Annotated in this window: 27 protein-coding genes and 1 riboswitch; of the genes, 16 read left to right on the plus strand and 11 right to left on the minus strand. The window is 62.1% G+C overall.

Annotation, left to right across the window (positions count from 1 at the left end):
* Window positions 1-30 precede the first annotated feature (30 nt).
* Window positions 31-140: riboswitch (TPP riboswitch) on the plus strand.
* Window positions 141-173: 33 nt separating this feature from the next.
* The 4 genes from thiC (at window position 174) to KK137_RS00205 (ending at window position 3,149) form a co-directional block, all read left to right on the plus strand.
* Window positions 174-2,054, plus strand: coding sequence for a phosphomethylpyrimidine synthase ThiC (thiC, locus tag KK137_RS00190; RefSeq protein ID WP_214533807.1), 1,881 nt, complete (start codon window positions 174-176; stop codon window positions 2,052-2,054).
* Window positions 2,054-2,209, plus strand: coding sequence for a hypothetical protein (locus tag KK137_RS00195; protein WP_214533808.1), 156 nt, complete (start codon window positions 2,054-2,056; stop codon window positions 2,207-2,209). The genes thiC and KK137_RS00195 overlap by 1 nt, the downstream gene beginning before the upstream one ends.
* Before the next feature lie 77 nt (window positions 2,210-2,286).
* Window positions 2,287-2,460 carry a hypothetical protein gene (locus tag KK137_RS00200; protein ID WP_214533809.1) on the plus strand — a complete coding sequence of 58 codons (174 nt, stop codon included), beginning with the start codon at window positions 2,287-2,289 and terminating at the stop codon, window positions 2,458-2,460.
* Window positions 2,461-2,462: 2 nt separating this feature from the next.
* Window positions 2,463-3,149, plus strand: coding sequence for a Fic family protein (locus KK137_RS00205; RefSeq protein ID WP_214533810.1), 687 nt, complete (start codon window positions 2,463-2,465; stop codon window positions 3,147-3,149).
* Window positions 3,150-3,217: 68 nt separating this feature from the next.
* Here the strand turns inward: KK137_RS00205 and KK137_RS00210 are convergent, their stop codons facing one another.
* Together KK137_RS00210 and KK137_RS00215 are read right to left on the minus strand one after the other, a co-directional pair.
* The gene (locus KK137_RS00210; RefSeq protein WP_214533811.1) at window positions 3,218-3,526 is read right to left on the minus strand and encodes an alkylphosphonate utilization protein; all 309 of its coding nucleotides are present in this window, start codon (window positions 3,524-3,526) and stop codon (window positions 3,218-3,220) included.
* 70 nt (window positions 3,527-3,596) lie between these two features.
* Complete coding sequence (locus KK137_RS00215; protein WP_214533812.1) at window positions 3,597-4,061, minus strand: GFA family protein; 465 nt, start codon at window positions 4,059-4,061, stop codon at window positions 3,597-3,599.
* Window positions 4,062-4,227: 166 nt separating this feature from the next.
* On the opposite strand from KK137_RS00215, the gene KK137_RS00220 reads away from it, so the two are divergent.
* From KK137_RS00220 to KK137_RS00240, 5 genes are all read left to right on the plus strand, one after another.
* Complete coding sequence (locus tag KK137_RS00220) at window positions 4,228-4,509, plus strand: LysR family transcriptional regulator (RefSeq protein ID WP_214533814.1); 282 nt, start codon at window positions 4,228-4,230, stop codon at window positions 4,507-4,509.
* A 155-nt stretch (window positions 4,510-4,664) separates the two neighbouring features.
* Window positions 4,665-5,336, plus strand: a complete 672-nt coding sequence (locus KK137_RS00225) for a DNA alkylation repair protein (RefSeq protein ID WP_214533815.1) — start codon at window positions 4,665-4,667, stop codon at window positions 5,334-5,336.
* 55 nt (window positions 5,337-5,391) lie between these two features.
* Window positions 5,392-5,838 carry a nuclear transport factor 2 family protein gene (locus tag KK137_RS00230; RefSeq protein WP_214533817.1) on the plus strand — a complete coding sequence of 149 codons (447 nt, stop codon included), beginning with the start codon at window positions 5,392-5,394 and terminating at the stop codon, window positions 5,836-5,838.
* Between the two features lie 18 nt (window positions 5,839-5,856).
* On the plus strand, window positions 5,857-6,150 hold the full coding sequence (locus KK137_RS00235) for a YciI-like protein (protein WP_214533818.1): 294 nt from the start codon (window positions 5,857-5,859) through the stop codon (window positions 6,148-6,150).
* An 87-nt stretch (window positions 6,151-6,237) separates the two neighbouring features.
* Window positions 6,238-7,083: an alpha/beta hydrolase gene (locus tag KK137_RS00240; protein WP_214533820.1), complete on the plus strand. Its 846-nt coding sequence runs from the start codon at window positions 6,238-6,240 to the stop codon at window positions 7,081-7,083.
* A gap of 10 nt (window positions 7,084-7,093) precedes the next feature.
* Here the strand turns inward: KK137_RS00240 and KK137_RS00245 are convergent, their stop codons facing one another.
* From KK137_RS00245 to KK137_RS00255, 3 genes are read right to left on the minus strand one after another with little or no spacing between them, the layout of a single operon-like run.
* Entirely contained in the window at window positions 7,094-7,519 is a 426-nt protein-coding gene (locus KK137_RS00245) for an ion channel (protein WP_214533822.1), read from the minus strand.
* A gap of 44 nt (window positions 7,520-7,563) precedes the next feature.
* Complete coding sequence (locus KK137_RS00250; RefSeq protein ID WP_214533823.1) at window positions 7,564-8,271, minus strand: hypothetical protein; 708 nt, start codon at window positions 8,269-8,271, stop codon at window positions 7,564-7,566.
* A 59-nt stretch (window positions 8,272-8,330) separates the two neighbouring features.
* Entirely contained in the window at window positions 8,331-8,777 is a 447-nt protein-coding gene (locus tag KK137_RS00255; protein WP_214533824.1) for a hypothetical protein, read from the minus strand.
* 117 nt (window positions 8,778-8,894) lie between these two features.
* On the opposite strand from KK137_RS00255, the gene KK137_RS00260 reads away from it, so the two are divergent.
* The 3 genes from KK137_RS00260 (at window position 8,895) to KK137_RS00270 (ending at window position 11,775) form a co-directional block, all read left to right on the plus strand.
* Complete coding sequence (locus KK137_RS00260; protein WP_214533825.1) at window positions 8,895-10,445, plus strand: hypothetical protein; 1,551 nt, start codon at window positions 8,895-8,897, stop codon at window positions 10,443-10,445.
* A gap of 45 nt (window positions 10,446-10,490) precedes the next feature.
* Complete coding sequence (locus KK137_RS00265; RefSeq protein WP_214533827.1) at window positions 10,491-10,946, plus strand: COG3650 family protein; 456 nt, start codon at window positions 10,491-10,493, stop codon at window positions 10,944-10,946.
* 91 nt (window positions 10,947-11,037) lie between these two features.
* Window positions 11,038-11,775: a DODA-type extradiol aromatic ring-opening family dioxygenase gene (locus tag KK137_RS00270; protein WP_250893637.1), complete on the plus strand. Its 738-nt coding sequence runs from the start codon at window positions 11,038-11,040 to the stop codon at window positions 11,773-11,775.
* Window positions 11,776-11,782: 7 nt separating this feature from the next.
* On the opposite strand, the gene KK137_RS00275 is transcribed toward KK137_RS00270, so the two are convergent.
* The 3 genes from KK137_RS00275 to KK137_RS00285 form a co-directional block, all read right to left on the minus strand.
* Entirely contained in the window at window positions 11,783-12,298 is a 516-nt protein-coding gene (locus tag KK137_RS00275) for a cupin domain-containing protein (RefSeq protein WP_214533831.1), read from the minus strand.
* A 37-nt stretch (window positions 12,299-12,335) separates the two neighbouring features.
* A complete protein-coding gene (locus tag KK137_RS00280; RefSeq protein WP_214533832.1) occupies window positions 12,336-12,485 on the minus strand; it encodes a hypothetical protein in 150 nt (49 codons plus the stop codon).
* A 64-nt stretch (window positions 12,486-12,549) separates the two neighbouring features.
* Complete coding sequence (locus tag KK137_RS00285) at window positions 12,550-13,833, minus strand: S41 family peptidase (RefSeq protein WP_338027888.1); 1,284 nt, start codon at window positions 13,831-13,833, stop codon at window positions 12,550-12,552.
* Between the two features lie 398 nt (window positions 13,834-14,231).
* On the opposite strand from KK137_RS00285, the gene KK137_RS00290 reads away from it, so the two are divergent.
* The 3 genes from KK137_RS00290 to KK137_RS00300 all read left to right on the plus strand — a co-directional run bounded on the left by KK137_RS00290 (window position 14,232) and on the right by KK137_RS00300 (window position 16,538).
* Window positions 14,232-14,831 carry a YbhB/YbcL family Raf kinase inhibitor-like protein gene (locus tag KK137_RS00290; protein ID WP_214533834.1) on the plus strand — a complete coding sequence of 200 codons (600 nt, stop codon included), beginning with the start codon at window positions 14,232-14,234 and terminating at the stop codon, window positions 14,829-14,831.
* 35 nt (window positions 14,832-14,866) lie between these two features.
* On the plus strand, window positions 14,867-15,118 hold the full coding sequence (locus KK137_RS00295; RefSeq protein WP_214533841.1) for an SWIB/MDM2 domain-containing protein: 252 nt from the start codon (window positions 14,867-14,869) through the stop codon (window positions 15,116-15,118).
* A gap of 160 nt (window positions 15,119-15,278) precedes the next feature.
* Window positions 15,279-16,538 (plus strand): gallate dioxygenase, encoded by a 1,260-nt coding sequence (locus tag KK137_RS00300; protein WP_214533843.1) that lies wholly within the window; start codon window positions 15,279-15,281, stop codon window positions 16,536-16,538.
* Window positions 16,539-16,694: 156 nt separating this feature from the next.
* Here the strand turns inward: KK137_RS00300 and KK137_RS00305 are convergent, their stop codons facing one another.
* Window positions 16,695-17,105 (minus strand): response regulator, encoded by a 411-nt coding sequence (locus KK137_RS00305; RefSeq protein WP_214533844.1) that lies wholly within the window; start codon window positions 17,103-17,105, stop codon window positions 16,695-16,697.
* 153 nt (window positions 17,106-17,258) lie between these two features.
* On the opposite strand from KK137_RS00305, the gene KK137_RS00310 reads away from it, so the two are divergent.
* Window positions 17,259-17,771 carry a universal stress protein gene (locus KK137_RS00310; protein ID WP_250893527.1) on the plus strand — a complete coding sequence of 171 codons (513 nt, stop codon included), beginning with the start codon at window positions 17,259-17,261 and terminating at the stop codon, window positions 17,769-17,771.
* Between the two features lie 9 nt (window positions 17,772-17,780).
* Here KK137_RS00310 and KK137_RS00315 read toward each other — a convergent pair whose 3' ends face one another.
* On the minus strand, window positions 17,781-18,218 hold the full coding sequence (locus KK137_RS00315) for a cupin domain-containing protein (RefSeq protein WP_214533845.1): 438 nt from the start codon (window positions 18,216-18,218) through the stop codon (window positions 17,781-17,783).
* Window positions 18,215-18,505, minus strand: coding sequence for a DUF427 domain-containing protein (locus KK137_RS00320; protein ID WP_214533846.1), 291 nt, complete (start codon window positions 18,503-18,505; stop codon window positions 18,215-18,217). The genes KK137_RS00315 and KK137_RS00320 overlap by 4 nt, the downstream gene beginning before the upstream one ends.
* Between the last annotated feature and the right edge of the window lie 30 nt (window positions 18,506-18,535).

Genomic DNA, 18,535 nt, shown 5'->3' on the forward strand with positions numbered 1-18,535 from the left:
TTTAAGTCCCGCGCCAACACGCCTAGGGTGCGCGCATCCCCGGGGGACCGCTCATGCGCGGTTGAGAGGGAGCGAGCACGCTCCGACCCGCCGAACCTGATCCGGCTCACACCGGCGTAGGGAGGGAGACGCGGTCATCGCCGCCCTCCTTCCGATTTATTTGGAGAGCATCGATGGCCGACATCAATTCCCACCTTGAACAGTCCGTGCCCGGGGCGGAAATCGGCGTGACGACGGGCCCGATCCGGGGCAGCCGCAAGGTGCACGTCGGGCCGCTCAAGGTGGCGATGCGCGAGATCGATCTCGAACCTTCGAGCGGCGAGCCGCCGGTGCGGGTCTACGACACCTCGGGCCCCTACAGCGACCCGGCCGTCACCATCGACATTGCCTCCGGCCTGCCGCAACTCCGCCGCGAATGGCAGCTCGCCCGCGGCGACGTGGAGGAATACTCCGCCCGTGACGTGCGGCCAGAGGACAACGGCCAGCTCGGTCCCGACCGTTCGGGCGGAGTTCCGGCGTTCCCCAACGTCGCCAAGCGCGTGCTCAAGGCCAAGCCCGGCGCCAACCTCAGCCAGATGCACTATGCCCGCCGCGGCATCATCACGCCGGAGATGGAATACGTCGCCATCCGCGAGAACCTCGGCCGCGCGCAGCTGCGCGAGTACATCCGCGACGGGCAGGACTGGGGCGCGGCGATCCCCGACTACGTCACCCCCGAGTTCGTGCGCGAGGAAGTGGCGCGCGGGCGGGCGATCATCCCCTCCAACGTCAATCACCCGGAAGCCGAGCCGATGGCGATCGGGCGCAACTTCCTGGTCAAGATCAACGCCAACATCGGCAACTCCGCCGTCGCCAGCGACGTGGCGAGCGAAGTCGACAAGATGGTCTGGTCGATCCGTTGGGGCGCCGACACCGTGATGGACCTCTCCACCGGGCGCAACATCCACGACACCCGCGAATGGATCATCCGTAACAGCCCCGTGCCCATCGGCACCGTGCCGATCTACCAGGCGCTCGAGAAGGTCGGCGGGATCGCCGAGGACCTCACCTGGGAGATCTTCCGCGACACGCTGATCGAGCAGGCCGAGCAGGGCGTCGACTACTTCACCATCCATGCCGGCGTGCGCCTGCCCTACATTCCACTCACCGCCAAGCGCGTCACCGGCATCGTCAGCCGCGGCGGCAGCATCATGGCCAAGTGGTGCCTGGCGCATCACAGGGAATCGTTCCTCTACGAACGCTTCGACGAGATCACCGAGATCATGAAGGCCTACGACATCGCCTATTCGCTCGGCGACGGCTTGCGCCCCGGCTCGATCGCCGACGCTAATGACGAAGCCCAGTTCGCCGAACTCTATACCTTGGGCGAGCTGACCAAGCGCGCCTGGGCGCAGGACGTGCAGGTGATGATCGAGGGGCCCGGCCACGTGCCGATGCACAAGATCAAGGAGAACATGGACAAGCAGCTCGAAAGCTGCGGCGAGGCGCCGTTCTACACCCTCGGGCCCTTGGTCACCGACATTGCGCCGGGCTACGACCACATCACCAGCGGCATCGGCGCGGCGATGATCGGTTGGTACGGCACGGCCATGCTCTGCTACGTCACCCCCAAGGAGCATCTCGGCCTGCCTGATCGCGACGACGTGAAGGTCGGCGTGGTCACCTACAAGCTGGCCGCCCATGCCGCCGATCTCGCCAAGGGCCACCCGGCGGCCAAGGTCCGCGACGACGCGCTGTCCAAGGCGCGTTTCGAGTTCCGGTGGCGCGACCAGTTCAACCTCAGCCTCGATCCCGAGACGGCCGAGCAATACCACGACCAGACCTTGCCCGCCGAAGGCGCCAAGACCGCGCACTTCTGCTCGATGTGCGGGCCCAAGTTCTGCTCGATGAAGATCACTCAGGAAGTGCGCGACTTCGCCGCCAAGCAGAACCAGGAAAGCAACGCCTTCATCGCGGCCGAGGAAGCCGAAGCCGGGATGAAGCAGATGAGCGAGGTATTCCGCGAAACCGGCAGCGAGCTCTACATGGGCTCGGGCGGAAGGGAGCACGACTAATGGCCGACCTCTACGCCAAGGCGCTGGATTCCGAACGCAAGGCCCTGTGGGCGACGTGCCGGCTCAAGGGGCTGGCGAAGGACACGCCGGAGAGGCAGCGGATTGCTGAGCTGGACCGGCTTATTGCGGAGCATAAGGCGAAGAAGGCGGGGTGAGGCTTGGGGCGAGTTGCCGCATTTCCATTGACGGATTCCGCTGGAGTTACGATTATCGTAAATCGAAAGGAGGCGGTATGAGTGAGCATCTGCAAAAGCTGATCGACGCCTCACGCGGTCGCGAGATGTCGGATGCGGAAAAGGAGGCGCAGCGGCAAAGCTTCGCCTACGGGAACGCCCATATTGAAAACTCGCGAGTGACGCGCGCAATGGTTGCTGAAGCGGCTGAGAAGCTGGCGAAAGCCAAATAGGAGTGAGCGACGGCGACCGTCATAGCGTTGCGGCGCAGCCGTCGCTCATTTCCGATCCAGTCGAAGAAGCGCGTCGGGAGTCGGAAAACGCACTGGCGCAATTCGATCGGGTGCTAGACCTTATCGACGAGGTGGTCCGAGGCGCACGACCTTTCCGTCTTCGAACTTCAATGATCCTTGACTTGCATCGGCTCGCGCTCGACGGGCTAAGTCAATACTCGGGCAACTTTCGGCCAGCCGATGTCGAAATCGGCCAGAGTAAGCATGTGCCGCCCAAGGCTCATTTAGTGGCCGAATTGATCGAGGACATGTGCGACTATGTCATGGCCAAGTTCGACGACGCTCAAGCGCTTCATTTATGCGCATACGTGATGTGGCGCCTTAATTGGATTCATCCCTTTACCGACGGAAATGGCCGGACGTCGCGCGCTTTGGCATACTTCGTTCTATGCGCCAAAATTGGATATCGATTGCCCGGTCATGTCACGTTGCCTGAGCATATCGCCGCAGACAAAGCACCCTACTATAAGGCGCTCGAGAAAGCGGACGAGCAATGGAATGAGGGCAGTCTAGATCTCTCCGAACTTGAGGCATTGCTCGATGAAACTCTCGCCAAGCAGTTGGTCACCGCATACGAGGATGCAAGAGATCCAAGCTCTGGACCGCCTAAGGAGCGAAAACTCCACTAATCTGGATGCATGAGGATCGCGAGATCCTGAAAGCGCCGGCAAAATCGTAGCTCCCGGCGCTCCACCCCTCACCGCTTCCGCACAAACTCCGCCCGCAATACCAGCCCCTTGATCCCCTCGAACCGGCAGTCGATTTCCTGCGCGTCGCCGGTCAGGCGGATCGACTTGATGAGCGTGCCCTGCTTGAGCGTGCGGCCCGCGCCTTTGACTTCGAGGTCCTTGATCAGCGTCACCTGGTCGCCATCGGCCAGCAGGTTGCCCACCGCATCTCGCACTTCCACCGCGCCCTCTGCGGCGCGCTTGGCCGCCAGTTCGGAGGCGGGGAGCCATTCGCCGGTGTCTTCGTCGTATACGTAGTCTTCGTCTTCACCGGACATGGTTGGGGTCTCCTTTGCCGGATGCCTTGGCACTCTTGCGGGGGTTTGGCGAGGTTGGGGTTGGAAGCGATCAATCCCCGTCGGACGATCCCGCGCTTTCCTGCCCGACGCCGAATTTGGCCATGACCTCGGGCCCGGTCAGCTTCTCGCTGTCGGCGTCGAACGCATAGTACGCCGGCTTCTCGTCGATGAAGATCTCTTCCGACAACGGCAAGAAGGCATCGTCGGGGAACAGGCCGGCGGTGAAGCTGTGATTGCCGTTGGGGATATAGTGATAGAACAGGCTGCTGCCGCAGCGGCCGCAGAAGCCGCGCTCGGCCCAGTCGGAGGAGCGGTAGCGGACGACATGGTCCTCGCCCCCGATCTCGACCTCGGGCCCGAACTGCGCGCCGAGGAAGGCGAGGCCGTTCCAGCGGCGGCACATTTCGCAATGGCAGGCTTCGACATGCCGCCGCACCGGCGTCCCGCGCACGGTGACCGCGCCGCACAGGCAGTGGCCTTCGATGGGCTGGTTTTCCAAGGGCTTGCTCGCCATGAATTGTCGGGAGTTCAGGGCTATCCCGGACGGGGAGGCGTGGCAACCTGCGGGAACTACGGAGAGTGTCGTCGGACCCTTCAAGTCCTCCCCGAGACGAGCTCGGGGAGGATCTTTGAAGAAAAAACGTTTTCCTACATGACTTTAATTTGCTTCATCCTGCCGGATGACACAGATCGCACCCCGCTCACCCGCTCCTCGATCTCAGCCGCGTGCCCACGCCGACTATCGCTGGACGCAGGAGAAAATGGTCGCCTTCCTCCGCGCTCTCGCCACCAGCGGCAAAGTGGCCGAGGCAGCACGCACCGTCGGCATGACCCGGCATTCGGCTTATCGTTTACGCAAGCGGCTAGGACCGCAGTTTAGCGAAGTGTGGGAGAGGGCGCGCAAGATCGGCGTCGTCGCTCGCCAAAGTGACACTTTTCGCGGACCGGCAGCCGCAAGGTGACACTTTTCCAGACCAAGGTGACACTTTTGGCCGGAAAACTGTCACCTTGGACCGGCAAGGTGACAGAAATCGCTTGGACAGTGTCACCCCGTCACCCCTGTCACTTTGGCGATCCGGCGCGATCGGGTAAGCTGCCTAACGACAGGAGGTTCGCGATGACACGTGACGAAGCCCTGGCCCGCCTCGAAGCGCTTGGCAGCGAGAGGGTGCGCGAGCTGAACAGCAAGCGCGGCGTGACCGGCGACCAGTATGGTGTGATGATGGGCGACATCCGCAAGCTGGCAGACGAGATCAAGTCCGATCATTCGCTCGCGCTCGAGCTGTGGGACACGCGCATTCTCGAAGCGCGGCTGCTGGCGGTGCTGCTGATCAAGCCGAAGGAACTGTCGGGCGCGGCGCTCAACCAGTTGGTCCGCGCGAACCGGCAACTGCCGGTCTCCGATTGGCTCAATAGTTATGTAGTAAAGGTGCATCCGGAGAAGGAGGACTTGCGGCAGCGGTGGATGGAAAGCGACCATCCGATGGCGGCCCGGGCGGGCTGGAGCCTGACGGCAGAGCGAGTGGCGAAGAAGCCCGACGGCCTTGATCTGGCCCGGCTGCTCGACCGGATCGAGGCCGAGATGGCGACGGCCGATCCCGAACCGCAGTGGACCATGAACAACACCCTCGCCGCGATTGGGATCAACCACCCGCAGCACCGCGAGCGGGCGCTGGCGATCGGGGAGGCGCTCGGGGTTTATCGCGACTATCCGACCTCTGCCGGCTGCACCTCTCCCTTCGCTCCGGCCTGGATCGGCGAGATGGTCCGGCGTCAGGGAAATGCCTGAGCCCGCCGGTAGGGATAACTGATATGATCGCCCCGCCTCGAACAGGAGCAAGCCGATGAGCGACGACTTGTCGAACGCCACCCGCGTGGCGGCCGCCTATCGCCAGTGGGAGGAAAGCCTGGGCACCAATCCCGAACCGTTCATGGCCCTGGCCGACGAAAACGTCGAAATGGCCTCGGTACTCGATCCGCCCGATATGCACGAGCTTGCCAGCGACCACTACGGGCTCGACCGCATGCGCGAATACTTCGCGGCCATCGAGCAGGACTGGGAGATGATCGATTTCCCCAACGAGCGGGTGGTGGAGCAAGGCGATACGGTCGTGTGGATCGGCCGCTGCTCCTGGCGCAACCGCCATACCGGGCTCGTCATCAGTTCGCCTAAAGTCGACATCTGGACCTTCCGCGACGGTAAGGCCGTGCGCTTCCTGGAGCTGTTCGACACGCTCGGCTTCGCCCGGGCGGCGGGATTGCTGCCGCAACTCGCGGCGAGATTTGGCTGAGTTATCCTGGGGGATCGCATGAAGCATTTTCTGCTGACTTACACGCTCGCGCCCGACTACCTCGAACGGCGCCCGGCCTTTCGAATGGAGCATTTGGCGCTGGCGAAAGAAGCCGTGGCGCGCGGGGAGCTTGTGCTGGGTGGACCGCTCAACCCTCCCGAGGAAGCGGTGCTGTTGTTCGCCGGTGACGATGCCTCCTCGGTCGAGGCCTTTGCGCGGGCCGATCCCTACGTGGTCAACGGCATCGTCAGGGAATGGCGTGTGCGGGAATGGACCACGGTTGTGGGCGAGGGGGCTATGTCTCCGGTTTGAAATACCTTTCTGTTCCGATTCCACTTCGCGGATGCAGCAAAAGCTATATCCTCCCGGCCGGTCGCGCCTGATTCGAGGAGTTTCCCGATGACGCTTGCAGGTACCCCTATTCCTGAGGAAAAGTGGCTCGAAAGCAAAGGCGGGCTGAAGATATTCACCCGCCACTGGCGGCCGGAAGGCGAGCCGAAGGCAGCGCTGGTGATTTGCCACGGGGTCAATTCTCACGGTGGGCAATACCTGCGCGCGGGCGAGGAGTTCGCCGCCGCCGGATACGCGGTGACCGCGCTCGACCTGCGCGGCCGAGGGCGGTCGGAGGGCGAGCGCTTCCATGTCGAGACGATCGACGACTACGTCGCCGACGTGGCGGTCACGGTGGAATTGGCCAAGTCGCTCGATCCGGGTCGCAAGTGCTTTCTGCTCGGTCACAGCGCTGGCGGGGTGACATCGGTCAGCTACGCGCTCGATCACCAGGACCAGATCGACGGGCTGATCTGCGAGAGCTTCGCCTTCCGCGTGTTCGCTCCGGACTTCGCGCTGACCTTGCTCAAAGGCGCCAGCCACGTCGTGCCGGACCTGCCGGCGTTGAAGCTGAAGATGGAGGACTTCTCGCGGGATCCGGCCTGGGTCGAGCAGCTCCTGGCCGACCCTTACACCCTTGACGAGAAGCAGCCGGTCGAAACCGTCGCCGCCTTTGCCCGGGCGGGAGACCGGTTCGAAAAGGAGTTCGGCAAGATCACCCTGCCGGTGCTGATCCTCCACGGGACAGCCGACAAGGCGACGCGGCCAGATGGAAGCCAGGAGTTCTTCGACCACGCCAGCAGTGAGGACAAGCAGCTGATCCTCTACCAGGACTACTACCACGACCTCCTCAACGACCTGGGCCGGGAGAAGGTCATGGGCGACATCATTGGCTGGCTAGACGCGCGGGTCTAGCCAGCCGCCGTCAGTGGCGGGCCACGCGGCTACCGACGGAGACAAAGAAGGCGGTCGACCAGCCGAGCAGGATGATGCCGTTGATCCCCTCGATCGCGGCGATCAGCTCCCAGGACCGCTCGATGCCTTCGTCGTCGTAGCCGACGGTGCCGTAGGTGATGGTCGAAAAGTACACCGCCTCGTGCATGTCGGGCAGCGCGCCGAGCAGCCGATAGAGCCCGGCATAGAGCCAGATCTCGATCCCATGGAGGACAAAGACACCCAGCACTACGGTCACGGTAACCGCAACCCCTCGCACGGTCACATGGGATTGCAGGTCGAGATGCGAATGCGTGAGCTCGAGCCCAACCACCCGACGCAAGCCCAGCAGACCGAGAGCATGGATAAGGATCGTCAGCAAGATCATGCCCGACGCAATGGCGAGTTGATCGATCATTTACGCGTTGTGTGGATCCGCCTGGAAGGCGTCAATCCGCAAACTCAGGTGTCGTAGCGATCGAACCACGAACAAGCGATGTCGGGACGAAGGGCCTTCAAGTCGTCAAACTGCCTCTTGGGCGCGAAGCGAGCACACTGCAGGTAGGCGAGATTGGGGCAGGCCGCGAGGGGGATCAGGTTCTTGTCGGCCAGGCGCACGGAAGTCATGAAAAGTGCCTCGAACCCGAAGCCGGTGAGGGGGGCGAGGCTGGGCACTTTCTGCATGGTCCACATACTTCCCTCGACGCCGAGCGAGGTGAGCTGGTCCTTCAACGGGGAAATCCAGTCGAGGGAGCCCATGTGCTTGGCGTTCTCGACGAACAGGTGAGTGAGGGCCGGGAGCCGGGTAATAGGGTCGAAGTGAGCCACGTTCCGCGGGCTGTCGAGCTTCAGGTAGGTGAGGCGTCTCAACCGCTCGAGTCCCGAAAAATCAGCAGCAGTCACTGGCCAGCCCAGCCACAAGTATTCGAGCTCTTCCAGCTCGCAAATCTCGTCAAGGTACGCCTGATCCACTGCCGAGGCGAACAGCGTCATAATGGACTTCCTCTGCCCAATTCCCCGGTGCGATTTCTTGTTCCGGTTCAGGCTGACCAACGTGGCGCCTTCCGCGATGTCCTCGGCGGTGGCGACGTGAGCACGTCGCACGGCAGCCCAGTCTGGCAGCCGCCGCAGTTCGGCATTGCGCCCGTCGATCAAGCTGGTTTCGCCCACCACCCGTCCCCTGTTTATGACGGGATTAGCGGCAAGTGGTGAAGAAGGACTTGCCGTGCTCAGTACAGCCCCTCGGGGAGACTCGACTTGCGCACGGTCTCCGATTGCCGAGCAGCGGCGGCCGCAGCGTCCTTCACGGCCTCTTCGGCTTCGTGCGCGATCTCTCGGGCGCTTTTGGGCTCCGCCACGTCCATGTCTTCCTGCGGCAAGGTCGATACCGGTTCCCATGGCTCGTAGACCGGTGCCGGATATTGCCAGATCGCGCCGTCATACGCATCCGACGGGCCATATGTGCCGGAGTATTCCACGGTCGTGCCCTGCAGATCCGGCTCGGCCCAGGATTGGGTCTCCGCAGGTACTCTTGCCCGACCGGAGTGAAGCGTGGGCTCGTAAGCGGGAGTCTTGGGCACAGGCGCGAAAAGCGGGGCAGTTAGTGCTCCGACCACGATGCCGACCGCCGCCAGCGAGGCGATTGTCAAAACGTCCCTTCGATTGGCAGACTTCATCGGTCCGGTCCACTTCTCGTCGAGAATCTAAATACCATTGCGAGTACGGGGTTTCCGAGTCTTTGTTTCCGCCTGCGTTTCGCTTAGCGTGGTTCAGGGGTTGAATCGGGGGGAAGCATGAGGATCCTGGCAGCGCTTTGCGCGCTGGCGTTGTTGCCGTCAGCAGCACATGCCGAATGGCTCGAAGTTTCGAGCGCTCATTTCGTGGTCTACGCCGACGATACAGAGCGGGACGCGCGGAAGTTTTCCGAACAGCTCGAGCGGTATCACGCGGCCATGGAGATTGTCACCGGGCTGGAAGGCCAGATGCCGAGCCCGTCAAACCGGGTGACCGTCTTCGTGGTGAAGAACCCGCGCCAGGTGCAGCGCCTGGCCGGCAATCGGGACGTCTATGGATTTTACATTCCGCGAGCGGGAGGTTCGGTCGCCTTCGTGCCTCGGGTGGAGGTCAAGAGTGGGCAGCCGGACTTCTCGATGATCGCCCTCCTGCACGAGTATGCTCACCATTTCCTCCTCTCCAGCAGCCGTTTTCCGAGTCCGCGATGGTTCGGAGAGGGAGGAGCGGAGTTCTTCGCTTCGGCCGAATTCACCACCAGCGGAGGCGTCAGCGTTGGCATGCCTGCCAATCACCGCGGCTGGGAACTAGCCCTCGCGCGCAACGTCAAAGTGGCCGAGCTGGTCGATCCGGAAGCTTATGAGAAGAAGTCGCGCCGGAATAGCTACGACGCCTTCTACGGCAAGAGCTGGCTTCTCTATCACTACCTGACGTTCACCCCCGACCGATCGGGCCAGCTTCGGCGCTATGTGCAAGCCATGGCTCGCGGGAAGACCTCGCGGGAAGCGGCAGAGGAAGTGTTCGGGGATCTCGACCAGCTGGAGCGCGAACTGCAGAGGTACCTTGAGCAGAAGACGATGCTCTCGCTTCGTTTCGCTCCAGAGCAACTCACGATCCAGCCGATTGCCGTGCGTCAGATCAGCAAGGGCGAGGAAGAGATGATGCCCATACGGTTGCGCTCGCGGCGAGGCGTCTCGCGAGAGGAGGCGATGGAGATTCTCGTCGACGCCAGAAAGGTCGCGGCTCGATACCCGGCCGATGCTGCGGTGCTGGCCGCCTTGGCCGAAGCCGAGTTCGACGCGGGCAATGACGCAGAAGCGATAGCCGCGGCCGACGGGGCGCTGGCAATCGATCCGGGACAGGTTAACGCTTATGTTCAGAAGGGATTCGCGTTGTTCCGCGGGGCGGAAGAGGCCGAGGATCGAACAACCGCCTACCGGAAGGCAGTCGCTCCGTTCCTGGCGCTTAACAAGCTGGAAAACGACCATCCGTTGCCGCTCATTTTCTATTATCGCAGCTTCGTGGATAGTGGCCGGCAACCCCCTGAAACTGCGGTTCTGGGACTGCAGCGCGCGGCGGAACTGGCGCCTTTCGATCTTGGCTTGCAGATGATGGTCGCTCGCGAACTGGCCTCGGAAGGCAAGTTTGCCGAGGCTCGCTACCACCTGATTCCGGTTGCCTATTCACCTCATCCTGATGGGCTTTCGGAGCCAGCCCGCATGGCGATTGAAAAGATCGACAGCGGTTCGGTAGAGGATCGGCAAGAGCTGGTACGACTCATGAGTGGGGCAGAAATCGAGGAAGAACCGGCGGACGGCGGATCCGAGGGATAAGGCGCGCGAGGGAACTCATCGACAAGGCGAAGGATTGGTGTGGTCATGACAGGAAAGACACTACTGGCGGTGGGCTCCGCATTTCTGCTGCTCACGGCGTGCCAGGCGAGTGACGGCACCGGGCAGGCAGGCGCGAACGTCCCTGATCCGGATTCGACCAAGCCCTATGATGGAATCTCCGAAACTGAAATCCTGCGTTTTTCCGGGACCGAGCCTTTCTGGGGAGGTCAGGTAAGGGGTTCCGCGCTGACCTATACCACGCCCGAAAACCCCGACGGCACCACGATCACGGTCGAGCGATTCGCGGGGCGAGGCGGTCTCTCGTTCAGCGGTGTTCTCGATCACGCCGATCTTGAAATGACAGTCACCCCCATGCGTTGCAGTGATGGCATGTCCGATCGCGTCTACCCCTTCGCCGTCATGCTCAAGATCGGTGAGGAAACCCGCAACGGTTGCGCGTGGTCGGACAAGCATCGGTTCGAAGGCCCGGAACGGCCGTAGCGCTGGCCCTGGGCTCGAGGGTGCCTATATCGGCACAGTGACGATACAACCGAGCCTGTTCATCCCGCACGGCGGCGGTCCGTGCTTTTTTATGCCTGATCCCCACGGGGTCTGGACAAAGATGGGCGACTATCTTCGAGCCCTGCCGTTAACTCTGCCCGAAACTCCCAAGGCGATTCTGGTGATCTCCGGACATTGGGAAGAGCGCGCCTTTTCATTCACCGGCAGCGACGCGCATCCAGGACTGATCTTCGACTATTACGGTTTTCCTCCCGAAACCTACCGGCTTGTGTGGACTGCGCTCGGTGCGCCGTGGCTGGCCGAACGGGGTGCGGAGCTTCTGCGCGACGCCGGGCTGCAGGTGGCGATCGTTCAGGAGCGTGGATTCGACCATGGGGTATTCATCCCCCTCAAGGTCGCCTTTCCCGACGCGGACGTGCCGGTGGTGCAGATGTCGCTTCACGCCTCGCTCGATCCCTCCTTGCACCTCGCGGCCGGACGGGCGCTGGCGCCGTTGCGGGAAGAGGGCGTGCTCGTGCTCGGCTCTGGGATGAGCTTTCACAATCTGCGCGCCATGGGCGATCCGCGCGTTGCCGAACCTTCAGCCGAGTTCGACCGATGGCTCGCGGCCGCCGCGGAATCGTCATCGGAAGAACGAGCCGAGCGACTTGCCCGGTGGGACACCGCACCCTGGGCCCGGCTTTGCCATCCTCGCGAAGAGCACCTGATCCCCCTGATGGTGGCCGCCGGCGCCTCCGGGGAGGTCGGTATTCAGGACTATCGCGAATTCGTGTTGGGCGGCGCGGTTTCCGCATTCCGCTTCGCCTGACGCCCTGTCATTCCATCAGTTGCAGGGGCTTCGGCAATTTGGCCAGAAGTTCATCCGAGAACTCGCCCGCGATGTGGAAAAAGGCCATGCGGGCGATCTTGTCCCCGCGGTTTTCCCACGCATGGTCAGTGCCGCGCTGCACGACCACTTCGCCGGGCTTAAGTACGACTTCGCTGTCGTCGAGAACGAGCACGATCTCGCCTTCGATCACCACGGCGTAGTCGAGCGTTCGTGTTCGGTGCATCACCGTGCGATGCCCGCCCTTGTGCGGGGGATAAATGTCGATGATTCGGATAAGGTGACCGCTGTTCGGCATGATTTCGAACGGCCGAGCTGTGGGTTCTCCGCCAGGCAGCGAGGTTAGTGTCGGAACGGCCTCGGCCGAGTTCCAGATCTCGTTGAAGTCCGCGCCCACAGCCGCGCCGAGCATGGGATGATTTTGCGGTGGAAGGCCGTCCGAGACGACAATCGATTTGCCATTCGCATCATGGCCGGTGACCACGCGCCTAACTTTGCCCACCATGCTTGATCCTCTCCAGTTTGGGAGAAGTTAGGCGGCGTCAGTGGTGCTTGAAATACTGAACTTCGCGTTCGTGTTTCAGAGCCGCCTCCTTGTTGTCAAACGTTCCCAGGTTGCGGCGCTTGCCGGTTTTGGGGTCCTTCTTACGCGAATAGAGCCGGTACTGGCCCGACGTGAGCTTGCGGATCATGGTCCAACCTCCGGGACTGCCCGTTACCGCCAACGGGCGCAGGCGACCGGTGTTCCGGAGTACATCAGTGGACGCCCGGCAGCTCCAGATCGGTCGCTCGCCGCGGCTGGGCGGGTGTCAGCAGGTTCCGCTGCGGCGCCGAAGTTTCGACCTTGCCGGAGATGGAAGCCGTCGCGGCAGTGGAGACTGACGCGATAGCTGTGCAACTGCGCCCCGCCAGGAAGTCGAGAGCCGTTCTCACCATCGCTTCGTTCGGATCGCCGAGCTGGTGACCGATGTCGTCGCTTGCCCGGCATGTGTTCGGCACGGTGGAGGCAAGCCCGTTGTAATACTCTCCCTGATGGTCGGCGTTTTCCACCTTCAGCGCAATTGCCCGCAAACGGTCGTCGCAGTCGGGCCTGTCGAGGGCGATCTGTCCAACGGGCTTGCCGTAGGTATTGGTCCCGATCAGCGCCATGCCAGTACCCAGGTAGGGTTGCATCCCGTTGATGACCATTTCGCTCGCTGAGGCAGTGCCGCTCGTACCGATGAACGCGATCCGCGTTGGCGCGATCGATTCTGCCTGTGGCTCGAATGCGATTGTCTCGTTTTCGGCGGACTTGGAGTCGCGAAAGGTGACGTAGCCAAAGTCCTGACCACTGCGGCCGGCTGCCATGAGGTCGCCCATGAAGGCGGCGATCGAAATCAGTCCGCCACCGTTATAACGGAGGTCGATAATCAGCTCGGTGACGCCATGGGCCTTGAACTCCGCAAATGCCGCGCGAAGATCGGGCTCGGCGGTGTCGATGAAAGTCCGCAGGTTGATGTAGCCGACTTTTCGCCCGCCATCGTCGATGATCTTCGAGCCGAAACGATCGGAGACCGGGTCGAGATCGAACACGGATTTTGACAAACTGACTGTTCGCGTCGTTCCTGACAGGTCGCGGACCACCAGTTGCCGGGTGAGCCCTACGGTGTCTGCTCCTAGTGCGTCTATTACCGAATAAGGTCCTCCGGCCCCCATCAGGGTCGAGACGTTTTGTCCGCCAATCTGGACGATCTCCACACCACGGTCGATACCCGCGGCGAGTGCTGGCGCTCCCTCGAACGCCTCAATGACGAACACGCGGTTCGACGATGAATCATAGCCCAGACGGAACCCGAAGCTCGCGTCGACCTGACCCTGCTCGTAGTAGGCGTTTTCCTCGGCGATCGAGGTCAAATAGGTGAAATAGCGGTCGCGATTCTGCGCTCTGGCTGGGGCCACCAGCGCATCGACGTAGTCTTCCAGGGTGCTGTTCGCCGTCTGGCTCGCGCTCAGGTCGAGCAAGCTGGGGAAGAGGTACCATTCGCCGAGCTGGTTTTTCACCCAGTCCTTGCGTGTAGCGAGGGAGCACCCGGTCGTCGTCGCGGGCGTCGGGGTGGGACTGGGCGCGGGAGCGACGCTACCTGTTGCGCTGCCCGAACCACCCGATCCGCCTCCTCCTCCGCAAGCTGCCACCATCGCCACACATGCGGCAGTCAGCGCAAGATTCTTGCTCCGTCGCAAGAAAACTGAAGTTTTCACAGTCGCTTAGTCACCCGTCTGCGGGCCAAGCTATGGCGAGGCACGGATTGCCGCAAGCGGTCTGGTGCCGTCGTGACGCCATTATCTATCGAAACCTGTGGGAAATTCTTCGACAGGTACGAGGGGAGTGGCCCTTGCCATCGGGCGGGCGAAGGGGCAGAGCGCCCAAAATTCGATCGCCGCAAGCAAGAGAAGGCTAAATGCCCGCACAGATACCCGCATGGCTCGGCGAGGCGCTGCCCGACGCCCGGCCTGGGCATGCCAGGCTGATTGTCGCTGCGCTTGGCGACGAAGGGCTGCTCAATCGCGGTGGCTTCAGGCTACGTTCCGCAGCTTTCGAAGATGGCGAGGAACTCGATCCGAGCTTCACGGCCAGTGAAGAAGATGCCGTCGCCCCGCCTCTCGAATGGACCACGCCCCCTGCAGGAGCGCAGGAACTCGTTCTGGTGGTCGAGGATCCGGACGCCCCCGGGGCTGAGCCGTTTTGCCACTGGCTCGTCTGGGGCCTTGCACCACAGAAGGGGCAGTTGCTCGAGGGCGAAACGCCCCCGCGCGTTGGCAAGAATGCGTTTGGCAACTCCGAGTGGCTTTTGCCTGATCCGCCGACAGGGCAGGATCCGCATGATTACGTATTTCAGCTCTTCGCGCTTGACGAAACGCTCGCGCTAATGCCCGGGGCAACGCGCGCCGACCTCGTCGCAGCGATGAAAGGGCACGTTATCGCCGTCGCGGTCTTGACCGCGACCTATCAGCGCAGCGATGAAGACGAATATGACTGGGATGAGGACGACGGGGGCTGATCTCGGCGTCAGGTGAGCAAGGAAAGGACAATCTTATGGCCGCCAAGAACAATGCACTTAGCAAACCGGTGAATCTTTCGCCTGAACTGGAGGCCGTCGTCGGCAAGGGTCCGCTCAGCCGCGCCCAGGTCACCTCGAAGGTGTGGGAACACATCAAGGCGAACGGCCTGCAAGACTCCAAGGACAAGCGCATGATCAACCCAGACGCCAAGCTCGGCGCGGTGATCGGCAAGGATCAGATCTCGATGTTCAAGATGACGTCGGCGGTCAACAAGCACCTCAGCTGATTTCGGACGAAGCGGGCCCCGCGTCCGCTTCGCGCCAATGAAGCGAAAATGGCTGGCCCGCGTGCCTCGCTGATGGCATGCGGGCCAGCGTCGTTTTTTGGGGTCGACTTTTTTGAGAGCCGTCAAGGAAGAGGCCGCCCGAGAGGAATAGAAGAACAGCATGGCAAAGATCGTCGGCGGCATCGCCACTTCGCACACCCCAACCATCGCCTTCGCCAAGGATGCGAAGAAGTTCGACGATCCGGTATGGAAGCCGATCTTCGAAGGTTACGAACCGGTGCAGCAGTGGTTTCGCGAAAAAAAGCCGGACGTGCTGATTTACATCTACAACGATCACATGACTTCGTTCTTCGACCACTACAGCCACTTCGCGCTGGGTGTAGGAGAAAGGTTCGAACCGGCCGACGAGGGTGGCGGACCGCGTGACATCCCGGCGATCATGGGCGATCCGAAATTCGCAGAGCATGTCGCCAAGGTCATGGTCGCGAACGAATTCGACCTCAGCTATTTCCAGGGCAAGGGTCTCGACCACGGGGCCTTTTCACCGCTTTCGGTGATGGTCGATCATGACGAAAACGGCTGGGCCGTGAAGTTGCTGCCCGTCGTCTGTGGGGTTCTGACCGTGCCGCTGCCTTCGGCGCGCCGGTTCTACAAATTCGGCAAGTCGCTGCGTCAGGCGATCCTGTCCTATCCGGAAGACATCAAGGTCGCCATCGCCGGTACCGGCGGTCTCAGCCATCAGGTCCACGGCGAAGCCTGCGGCTTCAACAATCCCGATTGGGACATGAAGTTCATGGACATGCTCGAGAAGGATCCCGAGGCCCTGCTCGACTATCCGATCGCCAAGCTGGCCGAACTGGGGGGTTGGGAAGGCGCCGAGGTGGTCATGTGGCTGATGATGCGCGGCGCGCTTTCGGCCGAGGTCGAGTGCACCCACAAGACCTACTTCCTGCCTTCGATGTGCCCGATCGCGACGATGATCATGGAAGAGCGTTCGAACGACGCCCCGGTTGAAGACCCGGCCAAGACGCTAGAACGCATCAATTGGGACTATGCCGGTTCGGAAAAGATGGAGGGCACTTATCCCTTCACTATCGAGCGTTCGGTCAAGGGTTTCCGGCTCAATCACTTCCTCCACTCCCTGACCGATCCCACGGTCCGCAAGCTGTTCCGGGATGACGAGGAAGCGGCGATGACCCAGGCCGGACTCAGCGAGGAAGAAAAGCGCCTCGTGCGTGAACGGGACTGGATCGGCATGATCCACTATGGCGTGATCTTCTTCATGCTGGAAAAGCTTGGCGCAGTAACCGGCATCGGCAACATCGACATCTATGCCGCGATGAAGGGGCTCTCGGTTCCCGACTTCCAGAAGACCCGCAACGCCCAGATCAACTACGGCGTGGCCGGCAAGGAAGACTAAAGTTCAAGTTCCTCCCTGAGCTAGCTCGGGGAGGAAAATCTCCTGCCAAAGTCGGCGATGGGGAGCCGGTCCGCGCGAGAAACCGGTCAGCCGCTTGCCGAGACCCTCCCAAACCCATCGCTCTGCGACTGGAGCGACTTCGTCTTCCCTGGTCGCTCAGGAGAGCGCTGTTGGGCCGAGGCCGGCTGGGACCTGCGTGCCTTCGGGGAGCAGCCGCGCAATCGCGGCAAGGAAAGGCTTGATTGAAATCGGTTTGGCCAGAAAATCGCTGGCACCTGCCCGCCGGATGCGGGCTTCCTCCCCCTTGCCGACGTAGGCCGTCACCGCGAGAATGGGAATCTGCTGCAGCTTCGGATCGGCCTGCAGGCGCTGGATCAGCTCGAAGCCGGAAACGCTGGGCAAATTGATGTCCATCGTAATCAGGTCCGGCGAAAATTCTTTGGTCTTCTTCAGCACGTGCTTGCCGTCGGTAACCGCCTGCACCAGGAAGCCCGAGTTCTCAAGGACGGTGCACAGCAGCATCCGATTGAGAAGATCGTCTTCGACTACGAGGATGCGTTTCGACACCGCGACCTAACGCGCGCAGACGCGAAAAGTGCCCGTGGGCCCACACCAGTGCGGCGACAGATTCACCTTCGACATCTTCCTCGTCCGTGGCGATCTGTGTCGCGCAACTATCAGTGATTCCCTGTATTGGCCTGTGGCGAGCCGTCAAAGATAATGCGGCGAACAGCCTCTCGCGCCCGATCTTTGGGTTTTTTTGGTGCAAGGCTCAAGCTCGGGAAGGAGCTCATGTACCGGCATATTCTCATCGCCACCGACGGTTCGGAGATCGCTCAAAAGGGGTTGGATCACGGTCTTGAGCTTGCCAAAACGATCGATGCTAAAGTGACGATCGTTGCGGTTGCCGAGAGTCAGCTGCCTTACCTCGCGGCGGGTGCCGATGTCAGCGTCTTTGCCTATCAGGAATACGCGGCCGTCCAGAAAGACCTCACCGAGAAGATACTGACTGCTGCAAAAATGGAGGCCCGCAGCGCGGGCGTCTCGGCGGAGACGGACTGTCTGGAGAACGCTTCGCCCGCCGAAGCGATCGTCGGAGCCGCAAAGGTGCACGACTGTGATCTGATCGTCATGTCTTCGCATGGGCGGCGGGGCCTTCGCCGAATGATCCTTGGCAGCGTGACCTCGGAAGTGTTGGTGCTGAGTTCGATCCCGGTACTGGTCGTGCGCTAAGGTCAGCCGTCAACGGCCGGGACGCCAACCCGGCTCCGCAAGAGTGAAGCCGGCGAACTCGAACCCGGGCGTCACGATGCAGGACACGAGCGTGTAACCGGCCCGGCCCGGCAACGGCGCGGCGGCTTGCCATTCAAACGGAGCAACCACGTATTGGGGGACGTCCTCGGCCAGGACATCGGGACCGAGACGCACCTCGCGAACCGGACCTTCGACGCCCGCCGACAGACTTAACAGCAGTGGGTCGCCTGCGTGCCACAGCCACACTTCCGCGGCGTCCACTTTGTGCCAGTGCGAACGCTGATGGGCTTCGAGCAGAAACAGGATCGCCGTCGCTCCAGACCGCTGCCCTTCAGGAGCTTCGGCCCGCCAGGTCTCACGATACCAGCCGCCTTCCGGGTGGGGGACCAGCCGAAGGTCTTCGATGAGCGCTTTGACGGGGCTCACACTTCGATCACTTCCACTCCGTTCCAGAAGGCGATGCGGTCACGGATTGTCTCAGCCTTCGGCTTGGGCTCCGGATAATACCACGCGGCATCGACGTTCCGGTCACCGTCGAGATCTAGCGTATAGTAATGGGCCGTACCCTTCCACGGGCATTCAGTGGTCGTGGAACTCTTCTCCAGTACCGAGGGATCGACATCTTCGCGTGGAAAATAGTGGTTGCCTTCGACCACGACTGTGCGGTCACTATGGGCTATGACCTGGTCGTTCCAGATAGCCTCCACCGCCATGGGTAGCTCCCTTCTGCACATCCTTCCTCG

Source organism: Croceibacterium selenioxidans (genome assembly GCF_018599195.1).
Taxonomy (GTDB): domain Bacteria; phylum Pseudomonadota; class Alphaproteobacteria; order Sphingomonadales; family Sphingomonadaceae; genus Croceibacterium_A; species Croceibacterium_A selenioxidans.

Excerpts from the sequence above, each read along its gene's own strand:
- thiC (WP_214533807.1), top strand. The coding sequence starts at position 174 with ATGGCCGACATCAATTCCCACCTTGAACAGTCCGTGCCCGGGGCGGAA.
- KK137_RS00195 (WP_214533808.1), top strand. The coding sequence starts at position 2,054 with ATGGCCGACCTCTACGCCAAGGCGCTGGATTCCGAACGCAAGGCCCTG.
- KK137_RS00200 (WP_214533809.1), top strand. The coding sequence starts at position 2,287 with ATGAGTGAGCATCTGCAAAAGCTGATCGACGCCTCACGCGGTCGCGAG.
- KK137_RS00210 (WP_214533811.1), bottom strand. The coding sequence starts at position 3,526 with ATGTCCGGTGAAGACGAAGACTACGTATACGACGAAGACACCGGCGAA.
- KK137_RS00215 (WP_214533812.1), bottom strand. The coding sequence starts at position 4,061 with ATGGCGAGCAAGCCCTTGGAAAACCAGCCCATCGAAGGCCACTGCCTG.
- KK137_RS00220 (WP_214533814.1), top strand. The coding sequence starts at position 4,228 with ATGACACAGATCGCACCCCGCTCACCCGCTCCTCGATCTCAGCCGCGT.
- KK137_RS00225 (WP_214533815.1), top strand. The coding sequence starts at position 4,665 with ATGACACGTGACGAAGCCCTGGCCCGCCTCGAAGCGCTTGGCAGCGAG.
- KK137_RS00230 (WP_214533817.1), top strand. The coding sequence starts at position 5,392 with ATGAGCGACGACTTGTCGAACGCCACCCGCGTGGCGGCCGCCTATCGC.
- KK137_RS00235 (WP_214533818.1), top strand. The coding sequence starts at position 5,857 with ATGAAGCATTTTCTGCTGACTTACACGCTCGCGCCCGACTACCTCGAA.
- KK137_RS00240 (WP_214533820.1), top strand. The coding sequence starts at position 6,238 with ATGACGCTTGCAGGTACCCCTATTCCTGAGGAAAAGTGGCTCGAAAGC.
- KK137_RS00245 (WP_214533822.1), bottom strand. The coding sequence starts at position 7,519 with ATGATCGATCAACTCGCCATTGCGTCGGGCATGATCTTGCTGACGATC.
- KK137_RS00255 (WP_214533824.1), bottom strand. The coding sequence starts at position 8,777 with ATGAAGTCTGCCAATCGAAGGGACGTTTTGACAATCGCCTCGCTGGCG.
- KK137_RS00260 (WP_214533825.1), top strand. The coding sequence starts at position 8,895 with ATGAGGATCCTGGCAGCGCTTTGCGCGCTGGCGTTGTTGCCGTCAGCA.
- KK137_RS00265 (WP_214533827.1), top strand. The coding sequence starts at position 10,491 with ATGACAGGAAAGACACTACTGGCGGTGGGCTCCGCATTTCTGCTGCTC.
- KK137_RS00270 (WP_250893637.1), top strand. The coding sequence starts at position 11,038 with ATGCCTGATCCCCACGGGGTCTGGACAAAGATGGGCGACTATCTTCGA.
- KK137_RS00275 (WP_214533831.1), bottom strand. The coding sequence starts at position 12,298 with ATGGTGGGCAAAGTTAGGCGCGTGGTCACCGGCCATGATGCGAATGGC.
- KK137_RS00280 (WP_214533832.1), bottom strand. The coding sequence starts at position 12,485 with ATGATCCGCAAGCTCACGTCGGGCCAGTACCGGCTCTATTCGCGTAAG.
- KK137_RS00290 (WP_214533834.1), top strand. The coding sequence starts at position 14,232 with ATGCCCGCACAGATACCCGCATGGCTCGGCGAGGCGCTGCCCGACGCC.
- KK137_RS00295 (WP_214533841.1), top strand. The coding sequence starts at position 14,867 with ATGGCCGCCAAGAACAATGCACTTAGCAAACCGGTGAATCTTTCGCCT.
- KK137_RS00300 (WP_214533843.1), top strand. The coding sequence starts at position 15,279 with ATGGCAAAGATCGTCGGCGGCATCGCCACTTCGCACACCCCAACCATC.
- KK137_RS00310 (WP_250893527.1), top strand. The coding sequence starts at position 17,259 with ATGCGGCGAACAGCCTCTCGCGCCCGATCTTTGGGTTTTTTTGGTGCA.
- KK137_RS00320 (WP_214533846.1), bottom strand. The coding sequence starts at position 18,505 with ATGGCGGTGGAGGCTATCTGGAACGACCAGGTCATAGCCCATAGTGAC.